Here is a 13,814-nt window from a genome sequence, read left to right on the forward strand (position 1 = left end):
GCTCACTCGGATTCGATGAAGCGAACCCTTGAGGCGGAACCGGTCGAGGATGCCTCGCGCAGCGCGGTCTTCGCCGCATTCATCGCGACGGAGCCGCCGTAGCCGCGGCGCGACAGCTGACCGACCAGCCGCCGCAGCGCGGCATCCGGGTCGAGCCTGGTCATGCTGCGCGCTTTGGTCCTGGCGTACTCGAGCGCCCGCTCAGCATCGTCGTCGGGCAGCTCGGAGAGAGCCTCGTCGACGATGTCGCGCGGGATGCCCCGCTGCGCGAGCGCGCGGGAAAGCGCAACGCGACCCTGCCCCTTGCGCTCGACCCCGGAGATGACGAGATGACCGGCGAGCGCGCGATCGTCGAGGTACTTGCGACGCTCGAAGTCGTCGATCACCTGGTCGATCTGGTCGCCGGCGAGCCCGGCGGTCCGCAGGACGGTGCGCGCCTCTGACACCGACATCGCATGGCTGCGGAGCTTGCGCACGAGGGTCTCCTCAGCGGTGGAGCGCAGCCGATCAGGGTCGGGCGCGCTCTCGTCGTCGTCAGGAGCGTCCCCGTCGTGCGCGGGACGGAGCGCGCGCAGGCGAGGCACCGCGGCCGGCTCCTCGTCGCTCTGCGCGCGTGCGCCGTAGGCGGGATGCCGGGCACCGGGGGCGGCAGGGCGCTCGGCCTCGCCGTCGTCCCAGGTGGAGCGCCAGAGCCCGTCGTCACCGGTGCGCCGAGGAACGCTGTCGCTGCTCTTGCTCTGCCCCATGCCGCCGAACAGCGGGATCACAGGGGCGAGCCGATCGTCGTCGCGCTCGCCCCCGCTGTTGTCCGTCATGATCAGGCCGGGCGGCGCTGAGCCAGTTCGTCGGCCACGGGCTCGGCCGGAGCGGCAGCGCCGCCGATGCCGAGCTTCTGCTTGATCTGCGTCTCGATCGCCAGGGCGATGTCATCGTTCTTGATCAGGAAGTTGCGGGCGTTCTCCTTGCCCTGCCCGAGCTGGTCGCCGTCGTAGGTGTACCAGGATCCGGACTTCTTGACGATGCCGTGCTCGACGCCGAAGTCGATCAGGCTGCCTTCGCGCGAGATGCCGACGCCGTACAGGATGTCGAACTCAGCCTGCTTGAACGGCGGCGCCATCTTGTTCTTCACGACCTTGACGCGAGTGCGGTTTCCGACGGCGTCTGAGCCGTCCTTCAGCGTCTCGATGCGCCGGATGTCGAGACGCACCGATGCGTAGAACTTCAGCGCCTTACCACCGGCGGTGGTCTCGGGCGAGCCGAAGAACACACCGATCTTCTCGCGCAGCTGGTTGATGAAGATCGCGGTGGTCTTGGTCTGGTTCAGCCCACCGGTCAGCTTGCGGAGTGCCTGCGACATCAGGCGGGCCTGCAGACCGACGTGCGAGTCGCCCATCTCGCCCTCGATCTCAGCGCGCGGCACCAGGGCCGCGACGGAGTCGATGACGACCAGGTCGATCGCGCCGGAGCGGATCAGCATGTCGGCGATCTCGAGCGCCTGCTCGCCCGTGTCGGGCTGCGAGACCAGCAGCTGATCGATGTCGACGCCGAGCTTCTTCGCGTACTCGGGGTCGAGGGCGTGCTCTGCGTCGATGAACGCGGCGATGCCGCCGGCGCGCTGGGCGTTGGCGATCGCGTGCAGGGTCAACGTGGTCTTACCCGAGGACTCCGGGCCGTAGATCTCGATGATGCGGCCGCGCGGCAGTCCCCCGATGCCGAGGGCGACGTCCAGCGCGATCGATCCGGTCGGGATGACCTCGACCGGTGCGCGCTCGTCGCTGCCCAGTCGCATGACCGAGCCCTTTCCGAACTGACGGTCGATCTGGGAGAGGGCGGATTCCAGGGCCTTCTCGCGGTCTGCGGGTGAGGGCATGACGTGCTCCTTCGTACTCGAGTTCTGCCGCCTGTAGGCTGTCGCGCCCGGCCCCGGCGGGGCTGGATCTGAGACAAGGCGTATGGCGTCAGGCCATGTCTTTCACCGTAGGAGGGGCCACCGACATCGCGTCGGCGATACCGCCTCCTGTGGGAAGATTCCGGCCGGAATCCATCTGTGCAGAACAATACGCTTCTATCGAACACTTCTTCGACGACACGCCGTCCTGGTATCGATCAGAAGTGCGGATGAATCCGTCAGCGTTTGCCCGGCTCCAGGCGCCCCACGCCGTAGCGACGGCTTGCCGGAACATCGGCCTCTTCACAGAGCGCGAGCCAGATCTCTCGCGGCGGCACTCCGGCGTCCAGCGCTTCGACCGCTGTGCGGCCGAGGCTGCCGAGGACGAGATCCTGGGTCAGCGTCGTGGCGCGCGTGCCGAACTCGTCGTCGACGGCGCGCAGGAACTCACTGCGTCGCATCCGTGATCAGCGCAGCGAGAGTTCGGGCTCGACCGAGGCGACCAGGTCGTCAGGAACCACGTCGGGGAAGACCTGCAGGCCCTCCAGCACCGAGATGCGGTCGCCGACCTCACGCATGATCGTCGAGATGGGGACGTCGAGGGCTTCGGCGACCGAGGCGAGGATCTCGCTGGACGCCTCCTTCTGTCCGCGCTCGACCTCACTGAGGTAGCCGAGGGCGACGGATGCCTTTCCCGCGACCTGCCGGAGGGTGCGCCCCTTCTGCAGGCGGAAGTCCCTCAGCACATCGCCGATCTCCTGTCGTACAAGGATCATCGGAACCTCCCCTCCATCGTCTCCGCCGGCTCGTGCGCCGAGCGGATCGCCAGTCTAACCCCACCTGGCGTCATCAAATCTACTGTTTCTCTCTGTGGTTCAGTTGTGAGCGTTCGCTGCGTCATCAGCACATCAGGGAGAACCGGCGCCGCGCCGCGGCTATTCCCGGACCAGTTCGAGCGCCGCCGCGATCGCTGCGTCCACGCTGCTTCGGCGCACCTGCGCTCGGTCGCCGTCGAACACGAACGATCGCACGCTCTGCGCGACCGGGGTCACGATGCCGATGTGCACGGTGCCGACCGGCTGTCCGTCCGGCGAGTCGGGACCGGCGATGCCCGTGGTGCTGATGCCGACGTCAGCCGGACGCCCGGCGACCTGGACGGCGCGTCGCACGCCGGAGGCCATCTGGACGGCCACCTCGGGATGCACGGGTCCGTACGCGTCGAGCAGCGTCTGGTCGACCCCGAGCAGGCTGTGCTTGACCGGAGTCGCATAGGCGACGACCGCGCCCAGAAGTGCGTTCGAAGCTCCGGGCACGGAGACCAGCTCGGCGGACAGCGCTCCCCCGGTCAACGACTCGGCGACACCGAGAGTCCAGCCACGACGACGCAGCGCGTCGATCAGTTCGGCGGCGTCGCTCATCGCCGTGCCGTGCGAGATCCGCGCACCTGCGCGACGATGTAGTCCACGCCGCTCGCCACCGTGAGCACCAGAGCGGTGATCATCAGCGTCTGCGTGACGACGATCCATGCCGGCATCCCGACCAGCACGTGCAGCGGCAGCAGCGCCCAACTCAGCGCGACGCCCTGCACGACCGTCTTGATCTTTCCCATCCACGCCGCCGCGACGACGTGCTCGCTCCTGATCATGAGCCGGTGCACGGTGATGCCCCACTCGCGGATCAGGATGATGACGACGATCCACCACGGCACCTCCGCGAGGATCGCCAGGCCGATGAAACCCGCGCCGGTGAGCAGCTTGTCGGCGATCGGGTCCCAGAGCTTGCCGAAGTCGCTGACGATGTCGTACTTCCGAGCCAGGTAGCCGTCGACCCAGTCGGTGGAGATGGCGGCGACGAAGAGGATCGCCGCGACCCAGCGCAGCACCGGCTGGATCTCGCCGTAGCTGCCGCCCATGAGCAGCAGTACGAAGAACACCACCGCGAGCGGGATGCGGGCGATGGTGATCGCGTTGGGAAGCTGTCGGGGAATCGCCACGAACCGATCCTATCGATCAGTCTCGCCCGGTCAGCCCCCAGGCGTCCTCGTCGCCGTCACTCTCGACGACCGGCAGCCCGTCGTACTGCGCCTCGATGGGATCGGTCGGATACGGGTCCGCGGCTTCCGCCGCCGCAGCCGGAGGCGCGGCCTGCGGAGCAGGCGCTGCCGGGGCCGGCGTCGGTGCGGGCGCCCCGCGCAGCCGAGCGATCACCTCGGGCAGCTGCTCGCCCGTGACCAGCACGTCGCGGGCTTTCGACCCCTCGGAGGGGCCGACGATCTCACGTGACTCCAGCAGGTCCATCAGGCGGCCGGCCTTGGCGAAACCGACGCGCAGCTTGCGCTGCAGCATGGAGGTCGAGCCGAACTGCGAGGTGACGATGAGCTCGGCCGCCGCGAGCAGCAGCTCGAGGTCGTCGCCGATGTCCTCGTCGACCTCCTTCTTCGCCGTCGCTGCACCCTCCTGCACGTCCGGACGGTACTCCGGTCGGGCCTGGCCGGTGACGTGCTTGACGACCGCGTCGATCTCGCTCTCCTGCACCCAGGCGCCCTGCAGCCGGAACGGCTTGGACGAGCCCATGGGCGAGAACAGGGCATCGCCCTGACCGATCAGCTTGTCAGCACCGGGGCTGTCCAGGATCACGCGACTGTCGGTGACGCTGGTCACGGCGAACGCCAGACGCGAGGGCACGTTGGCCTTGATCAGACCGGTGACGACGTCGACGCTGGGGCGCTGCGTCGCCAGCACGAGGTGGATGCCCGAGGCTCGTGCGAGCTGCGTGATGCGGACGATCGAGTCCTCGACGTCGCGCGGGGCGACCATCATCAGGTCGGCGAGCTCGTCGACCACGACCAGCAGGTACGGGTACGGCTTGAGCACGCGCTCACTGCCGGCGGGGACCTCGACCTCGCCGGCGCGCACGGCGCGGTTGAAATCGTCGATGTGACGGAATCCGAACGACGCGAGGTCGTCGTACCGCATGTCCATCTCCTTCACGACCCACTGCAGCGCCTCCGCAGCCTTCTTCGGGTTCGTGATGATGGGCGTGATCAGGTGCGGGACTCCGGTGTAGCTGGTGAGCTCCACACGCTTCGGGTCGATGAGCACCATGCGCACGTCGGCAGGACGCGCCCGCATCAGCAGGCTGGTGATCATCGAGTTCACGAAGCTGGACTTACCGGAGCCGGTGGAACCGGCCACCAGCAGGTGCGGCATCTTCGCAAGGTTGGCGACGACGAAGTTGCCCCCGACGTCCTTGCCGACACCGATCGTCAGCGGATGAGTGCTCTTCTGAGCCGCAGGCGAGCGCAGCACATCACCGAGCGAGACCGTCTCACGGTCGGTGTTCGGGATCTCGATGCCGATCGCACTCTTGCCGGGGATCGGCGACAGGATGCGCACGTCGTTCGAAGCCACCGCGTACGCGAAGTTGTTGCTCAGCTGCAGGATCTTCTCGACCTTGACGCCGTGGCCGACCTCGACCTCGTACTGCGTGACCGTGGGGCCACGAGAGAAGCCGGTGACCTTCGCGTCGACGTTGAACTGCGTGAGCACGTTCGTGATCTGCTGCACGATGCGGTCGTTGGCCTCCGAGCGCGCCACCGAGGGCGGCCCCTCCGCGAGCACGGCCGCGGGAGGCAGCACATACGGTGCGGCGGGCGGCTGCGGACCGTTCTGGCCGGGGCCCGCGGTGCCGAAGCCGTCGAAGCCGGGCAGCTCCCCCGTCGTGCCGGAGTCGTCCAGCAGCGCGGTGGCGCTGTTCTGCTCGTCGAGCAGCTGAGTCAGGGCGCTGACGTCGGTGAGCACCTCGGTCGCGGCATCCGACGGGTCGTCGACGATGACGGCCTGATCGTAGGCGGCCTTGGCGGTCGGCTCGTCGAGCAGCTTGGTGATGGCCTTGGAGTCGACGCCGTCGTCGGGGTCCTCCTCGCGGCCGGTCTTGTTGCGCCGCCACCACGGCAGCACGCCGTCGTCCTCATCGGGCGTCTGCTCGGAGGCATCCGCCGTCTTCTCCACCTTCTCGCGGCGCTCCGCGCCGAACATCCACGCATACAGGTCGCCGAGGCGCTCGCCGATGCGGTTCGGCGGTGTCTTGGTGATGATCAGCAGACTCAGCGCGATGAGGAGTCCCAGCACGATGTACGCGAAGACCTGGCCGAGGAACAGCAGCGGCTGACCGATCATCCAGCCGAACAGTCCGCCCGCCTCGCTGAGCGCGGGCATGCCGTCGCGGGGCTGCGGCCAGACCATCTCGCCCTTGGGATTCAGGCTGCCGGAGGCGACGTGGCAGATGCCGGCGATGCTCAGGATCAGCAGGCCGAAGCCGATGCCGATCCGCCCGTTGTCGTGCACCGACGACGGATGCCGGAACAACCAGCCCGCCAGGAACAGCAGCAGCACCGGCATGAGGAAGGCGGTGCGACCGACGAGGCCGCCGACCGAATAGGCCGAGATCTGCGCGGCCACGTCGTTGCCGATGAAGAACCACTCCACCACCGCGCCCATGCAGGCGAGCAGCACCAGGAAGAACGGGAAGCCGTCGCGGCGCTGATCCTTCTCGAGAGTCTCGGGACCGAAGGCGCGGAACAGCCCGCCGACGCCGTGCGCGACGCCCATCCACATGCGCAGACCGACCGATGGCTTGTCGAGCTCGTCGGCGTACTTCTTCGGCGCGGGAGCCGCCTTCTGCGATCGGGACGACGAGGATCGCGAGGAGGACTGCCGCGGAGCGCTCTTGGGAGCGCTCGCGGACGCGCGCTCGGACTTCGTGGTGCTCCTGGCCATGTCTCTACGGTATTCCCGGGCACCGACAATACCCCGCAATGACGCGGGTGAGGCCGGGATTCGATGCGCGATCGCGACCGAATCCCGGCATCCGATCCGGGTTACGCCTCGATGACCAGCGGGACGATCATCGGGCGACGACGCAGCTTCTGGTTGACCCAGCGGCCGATCGTGCGGCGCACGACCTGCGAGAGCGCGTGCGTGTCACGCACGCCGTTGCCCGAAGCCTCCTTGAGCGCGGCGACGATCTTCGGTGCGACGTCGTCGAACACCGCGTCGTCCTCGGCGATGCCTCGCGCGTGGATCTCCGGGCCGGAGATGATGCGGCCGGTCGTGGCGTCCACGACGACGATGACCGAGACGAAGCCCTCCTCGCCGAGGATGCGGCGGTCCTTGAGGTCGGCGTCGGTGATCGCGCCGACGGTGGAGCCGTCCACGTAGACGAAGCCGAGGTCGAGCTGGCCGGCGACGCGGGCGACGCCGTCCTTGAGGTCGATCACGGTGCCGTTCGAGGCGATGATCGTGCGCTCCTCGGCGATGCCGGTGTCCTGCGCGAGCTTCGCGTTCGCCATCAGGTGACGGTACTCGCCGTGCACGGGAAGCACGTTGCGGGGCTTCAGGATGTTGTAGCAGTACAGCAGCTCGCCGGCGGCGGCGTGCCCCGAGACGTGCACCCGTGCGTTGGCCTTGTGCACGACGTTCGCACCGAGCTTGGTCAGGCCGTCGATCACGCGGTAGACGGCGTTCTCGTTGCCCGGGATCAGGCTGGAGGCCAGGATCACCGTGTCGCCGGGACCGGGCTCGATCGCGTGGTCGAGGTTGGCCATGCGGCTCAGCACCGCCATCGGCTCGCCCTGCGATCCGGTCGACATGTAGACGATCTTGTCGTCGGGCAGGTCGCGCGCCTTCTTGTAGTCGATGAGCACGTTGTCGGGCACCTGCAGGTAGCCCAGCTGCTCGGCGATCGTCATGTTGCGCACCATGCTGCGCCCGAGGAAGGCGACCCGGCGCCCGTGGGCGTGCGCGGCGTCGATGACCTGCTGCACGCGGTGCACGTGGCTCGAGAAGCTCGCCACGATCACGCGACGCGGCGCCTTGCCGATGACCTGGTCGAGCACCGGGCCGATCGAGCGCTCGGTGGGAGTGAATCCGGGCACGTCCGCGTTGGTCGAGTCGACCAGGAACAGGTCGACGCCCTCCTCGCCCAGACGCGCGAACGCGCGCAGGTCGGTGATCCGGCCGTCCAGCGGCAACTGATCCATCTTGAAGTCGCCGGTGGCCAGCACCATGCCGGCCTCCGTGCGGATCGCGACGGCGAGCGCATCCGGGATGGAGTGGTTCACCGCGACGAACTCGAGGTCGAACGGGCCGACCTGCTCGCGGTCGCCCTCCTTCACCGTCAGGGTGAAGGCCTTGATGCGGTGCTCCTTGAGCTTCGCCTCGACCAGTGCGAGCGTGAGGCCCGAGCCGATCAGCGGGATGTCCTGCTTCAGGCGCAGCAGGTAGGGGACGGCGCCGATGTGGTCCTCGTGGCCGTGCGTCAGCACGACCCCGACGATGTCGTCGAGGCGATCCTTGATGGGCTCGAAGTCGGGCAGGATCAGGTCGACGCCGGGCTGGTGCTCCTCAGGGAACAGCACGCCGCAGTCGACGATGAGGATCTTGCCGTCGATCTCGAAGATCGTCATGTTGCGGCCGACCTCGCCGAGGCCGCCCAGCGGGGTCACCCGCAGAGTGGCGTCGGCGATCGGTTCCGGGTCGGCGATGGGGATGGACATGGGTGCCTCCTAGGCGGGGCGCGCTGCGCGCCCGGTGATCTGCTCCCTGTGCCCGTCGACGGGCCGCCGACGAACGACCGTCATCTGGTCGTGCCGTGCACCTTGGGGAGTGCGCCGCCTGCGGCGGCATTGCGGTCGGGGCGGAAGTCGGAGAAGTCCGCACCCGGGATGTCCTTGACGAGCGCGAGCTCGTCCTCGATGGCGGCCGCCTCCCACTCCTCCGGCCCGACGAGGGGCAGGCGGACGCGGGGGCTGTCGATGCGGCCGAGGCCGTGCAGGATGTACTTCGCCGAGACGGTGCCCGGAACGTGGGTCATCGCGGCGCGCACCAGCGGCTCGAGTCGCTTGTGCTCGGCGGTGGCCGTCGCCAGATCACCGCGGTTCACCGCGTCGACGATGGTGCGGTACGGCGCGGAGGTGATGTTGGCGGTGACGCCGATCATGCCGGTGGCGCCGATGGCGAGGTGCGGCAGCACGTTCGAGTCATCGCCGGAGAAGTACATCAGGTCGGTCTGGTTGAGCACCCGACTGACCTCGGAGAAGTCTCCCTTGGCGTCCTTGACGGCGAGGATGTTCGGGTGCTTGGCGAGCCGCAGGATGGTCTCGTACTTGATCGGCACGCCGGTGCGGCCGGGGATGTCGTACAGGATGACCGGCAGGTCGGTCGCGTCGGCGACCAGCCGGAAGTGGGTGAGGATGCCGGACTGGGTCGGCTTGTTGTAGTACGGCGTGACGATCATGATGCCGTCGGCGCCGGCCTTCTCGCTGGCCTTGTACAGCTCGATGGCGTGCGCGGTCTCGTTCGACCCGCCGCCGGTGATGATCTTGGCGCGTCCTGCGGCGACGTCCTTGCCGACCTCGACCAGGCGGAGCTTCTCCGCGTCGGTCAGGGTCGAGGTCTCGCCGGTGGTGCCGGTGACGACGATGCCGTCGGCGCCGTCGGAGATCACACGGTCCATGTGCTTCTCGACGGAGGGCCAGTCGACCTCGCCGTCGGCCGTCATCGGAGTGATGAGGGCGACGAGCACCTGTCCGAAGGGGTTGCCCGTGTGCGTCATGCTTCCCAGCGTATAGGTTCGGGATGCCGCAGTGCGCGCCGATCCCTCAGTTGCGGCCGCGACGGGCGGCGCGTGCGGTCAGCGAGCGGGGCAGGAAGCCGCTGAGCATGACGACGGTCTTGTACCGAAGCGACGGGATCGACACCGCCTTGCCCCGTGCGGCGTCGCGAAGGCCTTCGCGCACGACGTCATCCGCCTCCAGCCAGGCGATGCCGGGGATGCCCTCCTCGCCGCGTGCGAGACCCATCCGCTCGTGGAAGGACGTGTGCGTGAATCCGGGGCACACTGCGGTCACGGTCACGTTGTCGCGGGCGTACTCCGCGTTCGCCCAGCGGCTGAACCCGATCAGCCAGGACTTGCACGCCGAGTACGTCGAGCGCGGGATGAACCCGGCGACGGATGCCACGTTGATGATGCGTCCACCGCGGCCGCGCATGGTCTGCAGGGCGGCGTGCATCAGCCGCATCGAGGCCTCGACGTGGACCCGCAGGTGGCGCACCTCGGCGTCGATGTCGTTGTCGGCGAACTGCAGCGGCAGACCGAAGCCGGCGTTGTTCACCAGCAGGTCGACCGGGTTAGCGGCGTCGCGCAGTCTGACGGCGACGACCTCGACGTCCGCCTCGGCGGAGAGATCGGCGGAGATCACGTCGGCGGAGACGCCGTACGCGTCGCGCAGCTCTGCGGCGAGCGCCTCCAGCGCATCCGCCCCACGGGCGACGAGAATCAGATCGGCACCACGTGCCGCGAGCTGCCGCGCGAACTCGGCGCCGAGTCCGGCACTCGCGCCGGTGATGAGCGCGGTGGGCATCAGCGCTCGTAACGCAGGAACCGATAGCGGATGCCGGTGCGGGAGGTCTGCCAGTCCCCCTCGGACACCAGTCGCCAGCCGGCCTTCGAAGGGGCGTAGGCGTCTCCCGCGACGTCGAGGTCGAGCTCGGTGACCTCGAGGCGGTCGGCGTCGGCGATGACCTGGGCGAAGATCTCGGCCCCGCCGATGACCCAGACCTCGTCGAGGCCGCGCGCGGCATCCTGCACGCTGGCGGCACGCCGCGCGCCCTCTGCCGTCCAGTCCTGCTGTCGGGTGATGACGATGTTCTCGCGCCCGGGCAACGGGCGGAACCGTTCAGGAAGGGAGTCCCAGGTCTTGCGTCCCATGATCACGGGCGCACCGAGGGTGATCTCCTTGAAGTGTGCCATGTCTTCCGGCACGTGCCAGGGCATGCCGCCGGAGGCGCCGATGACGCCGCCGTGCGCTTCGGCCCAGATCAGCCCGACCCAGGTCATACCGCGACCGCCGCCTTGATCGGGGGGTGGTGCTGATAGCCCTCGACGACGAAGTCGTCGTAGGCGTAGTCGAGGATCGACTCGGGCTTCCGTGCGAAGCGCAGCGTCGGATACGGGTACGGCTCGCGAGTGAGCTGCTCGCGCACCTGCTCGACGTGATTGTCGTAGATGTGGCAGTCGCCGCCGGTCCAGACGAAGTCGCCCGGCTCGAGCCCGGTCTGCTGCGCGACCATCATTGTCAGCAGAGCATAGGAAGCGATGTTGAACGGAACGCCGAGGAAGAGATCGGCGCTGCGCTGATAGAGCTGGCAGGACAGCCTGCCGTCGGCGACGTAGAACTGGAACATCGCGTGGCAGGGCGCGAGCGCCATGTCGGGGATGTCGGCGGGGTTCCACGCCGACACGATGAGCCGGCGGGAGTCCGGTGTGTTCCTGATCTGTTCGATCACCTGGGCGAGCTGATCGATGTGCCCACCGTCGGGCGTGGGCCAGGAGCGCCACTGCACGCCGTACACCGGGCCGAGGTCGCCCTCGGCGTCGGCCCACTCGTCCCAGATGGTGACGCCGTTCTCCTGCAGCCAGCGCACGTTCGAGTCGCCGCGCAGGAACCAGAGCAGCTCGTAGGCGATCGACTTGAAGTGCACGCGCTTCGTCGTGATGAGCGGGAAGCCCTGGGCGAGGTCGAACCGGATCTGGCGGCCGAACACGCTGGTCGTGCCTGTGCCGGTGCGATCGTCCTTGTGGGTTCCGTTCGCGAGGACGTCGCGGAGCAGATCTTCGTACGGCGTGGGAACGGTCATGACAGACACGATACCGGCGGGGCACCGACACCGGCCCGTCATCGAGCGACACATCCGCCCCTCTCCCCCGGAGCCCGCCGTACCCTCGGAGGATGACCCCGCTCGCTGCTCTCGCCGCCGTCGGCGTGCTCGTCGTCCTCGCCCTGGTGGCGGGGCTGGTGTGGCGCGCGCGGGACGGCCGCCGCCGCACGGGCCGTGGCGAGACGGTGGATGCCGCGGATGCCGGAGGGCTGGGATCGCGCGCCACTCTCGTGCAGTTCAGCACCGAGATGTGCGCACGGTGCCCGCAGGTGCGCCGGATGCTGGGGCAGGTCGCCGCCGGCCACGACGGCGTGCTGCACGCCGATGTGGATCTGACCCACCGCACCGACCTGGCGACGAAGTACCGGGTGCTGCAGACCCCGACTACGTTCCTGGTGGACGGGGACGGCACCGTGCGCGCGCGTTTCAACGGCGTCCCCCTTCGCGCCGACGTCGAAGAAGCCCTGGGCTCGCTGCCCGCACTGCAGGAGGCATGATGAGCACCCCGACCGGAATCGATCCCCGAGGGCCGCGGTTCGCGGCATCCATCACGGCCGTGCTGTTGCTGATCGCCGTACTGCTGGGGCTCACCGGGCTGTCGACGCAGCAGTCACAGGTCGCATCATTCGGCTGGTTCGCATATCAGCCGCTCGTCTCGGACCCTTCATGGGCGATCACGGCCGCGCCGTTGTCGGCGCGCATCCTCGACCCCGCATTCCTGCTCCTCCTCGTCATCGCGCTGCTCTTCCTCTGGGGCGTGCTCTCGCCGCGCACCCAGCCATGGAGTGTCCTGTTCCGCAGGTTCGTGCAGCCGCGGCTCTCACCGCCGACCGAGCTCGAGGACCCTCGCCCGCCGCGCTTCGCGCAGGGTGTCGGCCTCTTCGTGGTCGGAGTCGGTCTCCTGCTGCATCTTCTCGGGGTGCCCTGGGCGCTGCCGATCGCGGCCGCCGCGGCGTTCATCGCGGCCTTCCTGAACGCGGTGTTCGGATTCTGCCTCGGCTGCGAGCTGTACCTGCTGCTGCGGCGCGCCGGCATCCTGCGCGACGCGACCGCCTGACCCACCCACGGCGGCCCCGCGCTGGGTAGGCTGGCACGATCGACCCCCGACTCACAGGAGGAACCATGCCCGTCACCAGTGAAGCTGCCAGCACCTGGACCGGATCGCTCATCGAGGGGTCGGGCACGGTCGCCTTCTCCTCTTCGAACCTCGGCACCTTCCCGATCGACTGGAAGGCCCGCAGCGAGGGGTCCGACACGACCACCACGCCCGAAGAGCTCATCGCCGCCGCGCACGCGTCGTGCTTCAGCATGGCGCTCTCGAACGCCCTGGCCGAGAACGGCACGCCGCCGGAGCGCGTGAACACGACCGCATCCGTCACGTTCAAGCCCGGCACCGGCATCACCGGCAGCCACCTGAACGTGAACGCGACCGTCCCGGGGCTCACCCCCGAGCAGTTCCAGCAGTTCGCCGAGGGCGCCAAGGCCGGATGCCCGGTCTCGCAGGCCCTCGCCGGCATCGAGATCACCCTCGAGGCCGCGCTCGCCTGAGTGCTCTGACACGCACAACGCCCCCGTCGCCGACGGGGGCGTTGTGCTTTCACCGAGTGGGCGTGCTCAGCGTCGGATCTGACCCGCAACGCGCCAGGAAGCGTCACCGACTCGCTGGTCAGCGACGTGCGGCATCCGACGTCGGGACCGGCCGGCTCAGGGCGCGGTCTTCGCGATCCGGATCGCCTCGCGGATGCTGGCCCTGGCGTCCTTGCGGCGCCCGGCCGCGTCCTGCACCACACCGAGCCGGTAACGGGCGCGCCAGTCCTGGGGCGCAGCATCCGCCGCATCCGCGTACCTGGTCACGAGCGGTTCGATGTCGTCCTTCATCAGCCGCCCGCTGGGCGTGAGCTGCTCCGGCGCCTCCGGCATCCCGCCCTCGCCGTCGAGCAGCCGGCCGAGCCGGTCCGCGGCGAGGCCGAAGGCCAGCTCGCGGTACATCGCCCAGGCGCCGATCGGCGCGATCACGATCAGTGCGACGCCCATGGCGATCCCCGCGCCCGTTCCGCTGCGCAGGAACAGCACCGCGATCCAGACGACGGCAACGATGTACAGCAGCAGCGCGGCGGACATGACGGCGACGCCGATGCGAGAGGTCATGCATCAATCCTATGAGCGGGCGGGACCGGCCCCCGCCCGCTGACAGCGGGTGACAGCGG

16 protein-coding genes are annotated in these 13,814 nt (G+C 68.8%); 3 read left to right on the forward strand and 13 right to left on the reverse strand.

The window, feature by feature from the left end:
* Window positions 1-2: 2 nt before the first annotated feature.
* From ACFVAE_RS03865 to ACFVAE_RS03920, 12 genes are all read right to left on the reverse strand, one after another.
* Window positions 3-815, reverse strand: a complete 813-nt coding sequence (locus ACFVAE_RS03865; protein ID WP_378888068.1) for a regulatory protein RecX — start codon at window positions 813-815, stop codon at window positions 3-5.
* Window positions 816-817: 2 nt separating this feature from the next.
* Window positions 818-1,870, reverse strand: coding sequence for a recombinase RecA (gene recA / locus ACFVAE_RS03870; RefSeq protein WP_378888071.1), 1,053 nt, complete (start codon window positions 1,868-1,870; stop codon window positions 818-820).
* A 257-nt stretch (window positions 1,871-2,127) separates the two neighbouring features.
* On the reverse strand, window positions 2,128-2,349 hold the full coding sequence (locus tag ACFVAE_RS03875; RefSeq protein ID WP_378888074.1) for a DUF3046 domain-containing protein: 222 nt from the start codon (window positions 2,347-2,349) through the stop codon (window positions 2,128-2,130).
* A gap of 6 nt (window positions 2,350-2,355) precedes the next feature.
* Window positions 2,356-2,664 (reverse strand): helix-turn-helix domain-containing protein, encoded by a 309-nt coding sequence (locus ACFVAE_RS03880; protein ID WP_378888077.1) that lies wholly within the window; start codon window positions 2,662-2,664, stop codon window positions 2,356-2,358.
* Window positions 2,665-2,823: 159 nt separating this feature from the next.
* Window positions 2,824-3,306, reverse strand: coding sequence for a CinA family protein (locus tag ACFVAE_RS03885; protein ID WP_378888080.1), 483 nt, complete (start codon window positions 3,304-3,306; stop codon window positions 2,824-2,826).
* Window positions 3,303-3,881 (reverse strand): CDP-diacylglycerol--glycerol-3-phosphate 3-phosphatidyltransferase, encoded by a 579-nt coding sequence (gene pgsA / locus ACFVAE_RS03890; RefSeq protein ID WP_378888083.1) that lies wholly within the window; start codon window positions 3,879-3,881, stop codon window positions 3,303-3,305. Before pgsA ends, ACFVAE_RS03885 begins: the two co-directional genes overlap by 4 nt.
* A 16-nt stretch (window positions 3,882-3,897) precedes the next feature.
* Window positions 3,898-6,666: a DNA translocase FtsK gene (locus ACFVAE_RS03895; RefSeq protein WP_378888086.1), complete on the reverse strand. Its 2,769-nt coding sequence runs from the start codon at window positions 6,664-6,666 to the stop codon at window positions 3,898-3,900.
* A gap of 101 nt (window positions 6,667-6,767) precedes the next feature.
* Window positions 6,768-8,444 (reverse strand): ribonuclease J, encoded by a 1,677-nt coding sequence (locus ACFVAE_RS03900; protein ID WP_378858818.1) that lies wholly within the window; start codon window positions 8,442-8,444, stop codon window positions 6,768-6,770.
* 80 nt (window positions 8,445-8,524) lie between these two features.
* The gene (dapA, locus tag ACFVAE_RS03905; protein ID WP_378858817.1) at window positions 8,525-9,502 is read right to left on the reverse strand and encodes a 4-hydroxy-tetrahydrodipicolinate synthase; all 978 of its coding nucleotides are present in this window, start codon (window positions 9,500-9,502) and stop codon (window positions 8,525-8,527) included.
* 46 nt (window positions 9,503-9,548) lie between these two features.
* Window positions 9,549-10,310, reverse strand: a complete 762-nt coding sequence (locus tag ACFVAE_RS03910) for an SDR family NAD(P)-dependent oxidoreductase (RefSeq protein ID WP_378888089.1) — start codon at window positions 10,308-10,310, stop codon at window positions 9,549-9,551.
* Window positions 10,310-10,786 (reverse strand): dihydrofolate reductase, encoded by a 477-nt coding sequence (locus ACFVAE_RS03915; protein WP_378888092.1) that lies wholly within the window; start codon window positions 10,784-10,786, stop codon window positions 10,310-10,312. The genes ACFVAE_RS03910 and ACFVAE_RS03915 overlap by 1 nt, the downstream gene beginning before the upstream one ends.
* A complete protein-coding gene (locus ACFVAE_RS03920) occupies window positions 10,783-11,586 on the reverse strand; it encodes a thymidylate synthase (RefSeq protein ID WP_378888095.1) in 804 nt (267 codons plus the stop codon). Before ACFVAE_RS03920 ends, ACFVAE_RS03915 begins: the two co-directional genes overlap by 4 nt.
* Window positions 11,587-11,678: 92 nt before the next feature.
* Between ACFVAE_RS03920 and ACFVAE_RS03925 the strand changes: the two genes are divergently transcribed.
* From ACFVAE_RS03925 to ACFVAE_RS03935, 3 genes are all read left to right on the forward strand, one after another.
* On the forward strand, window positions 11,679-12,104 hold the full coding sequence (locus ACFVAE_RS03925) for a thioredoxin family protein (protein ID WP_378888098.1): 426 nt from the start codon (window positions 11,679-11,681) through the stop codon (window positions 12,102-12,104).
* On the forward strand, window positions 12,104-12,664 hold the full coding sequence (locus ACFVAE_RS03930; RefSeq protein WP_378888101.1) for a DUF4395 family protein: 561 nt from the start codon (window positions 12,104-12,106) through the stop codon (window positions 12,662-12,664). Before ACFVAE_RS03925 ends, ACFVAE_RS03930 begins: the two co-directional genes overlap by 1 nt.
* Window positions 12,665-12,729: 65 nt before the next feature.
* Complete coding sequence (locus ACFVAE_RS03935; protein ID WP_116241690.1) at window positions 12,730-13,155, forward strand: OsmC family peroxiredoxin; 426 nt, start codon at window positions 12,730-12,732, stop codon at window positions 13,153-13,155.
* Between the two features lie 156 nt (window positions 13,156-13,311).
* Here the strand turns inward: ACFVAE_RS03935 and ACFVAE_RS03940 are convergent, their stop codons facing one another.
* Window positions 13,312-13,755, reverse strand: a complete 444-nt coding sequence (locus ACFVAE_RS03940) for a hypothetical protein (protein ID WP_378888104.1) — start codon at window positions 13,753-13,755, stop codon at window positions 13,312-13,314.
* Window positions 13,756-13,814 lie beyond the last annotated feature (59 nt).

It is taken from the genome of Microbacterium sp. NPDC057659 (assembly GCF_042799915.1).
Lineage (GTDB): Bacteria > Actinomycetota > Actinomycetes > Actinomycetales > Microbacteriaceae > Microbacterium.

Bases quoted from the DNA above. Each gene is read 5' to 3' on its own strand.
- ACFVAE_RS03865 (WP_378888068.1), bottom strand. From the start codon at position 815: ATGACGGACAACAGCGGGGGCGAGCGCGACGACGATCGGCTCGCCCCT.
- recA (WP_378888071.1), bottom strand. From the start codon at position 1,870: ATGCCCTCACCCGCAGACCGCGAGAAGGCCCTGGAATCCGCCCTCTCC.
- ACFVAE_RS03875 (WP_378888074.1), bottom strand. From the start codon at position 2,349: ATGCGACGCAGTGAGTTCCTGCGCGCCGTCGACGACGAGTTCGGCACG.
- ACFVAE_RS03880 (WP_378888077.1), bottom strand. From the start codon at position 2,664: ATGATCCTTGTACGACAGGAGATCGGCGATGTGCTGAGGGACTTCCGC.
- ACFVAE_RS03885 (WP_378888080.1), bottom strand. From the start codon at position 3,306: ATGAGCGACGCCGCCGAACTGATCGACGCGCTGCGTCGTCGTGGCTGG.
- ACFVAE_RS03895 (WP_378888086.1), bottom strand. From the start codon at position 6,666: ATGGCCAGGAGCACCACGAAGTCCGAGCGCGCGTCCGCGAGCGCTCCC.
- ACFVAE_RS03900 (WP_378858818.1), bottom strand. From the start codon at position 8,444: ATGTCCATCCCCATCGCCGACCCGGAACCGATCGCCGACGCCACTCTG.
- dapA (WP_378858817.1), bottom strand. From the start codon at position 9,502: ATGACGCACACGGGCAACCCCTTCGGACAGGTGCTCGTCGCCCTCATC.
- ACFVAE_RS03910 (WP_378888089.1), bottom strand. From the start codon at position 10,310: ATGCCCACCGCGCTCATCACCGGCGCGAGTGCCGGACTCGGCGCCGAG.
- ACFVAE_RS03915 (WP_378888092.1), bottom strand. From the start codon at position 10,786: ATGACCTGGGTCGGGCTGATCTGGGCCGAAGCGCACGGCGGCGTCATC.
- ACFVAE_RS03920 (WP_378888095.1), bottom strand. From the start codon at position 11,586: ATGACCGTTCCCACGCCGTACGAAGATCTGCTCCGCGACGTCCTCGCG.
- ACFVAE_RS03925 (WP_378888098.1), top strand. From the start codon at position 11,679: ATGACCCCGCTCGCTGCTCTCGCCGCCGTCGGCGTGCTCGTCGTCCTC.
- ACFVAE_RS03930 (WP_378888101.1), top strand. From the start codon at position 12,104: ATGAGCACCCCGACCGGAATCGATCCCCGAGGGCCGCGGTTCGCGGCA.
- ACFVAE_RS03935 (WP_116241690.1), top strand. From the start codon at position 12,730: ATGCCCGTCACCAGTGAAGCTGCCAGCACCTGGACCGGATCGCTCATC.
- ACFVAE_RS03940 (WP_378888104.1), bottom strand. From the start codon at position 13,755: ATGACCTCTCGCATCGGCGTCGCCGTCATGTCCGCCGCGCTGCTGCTG.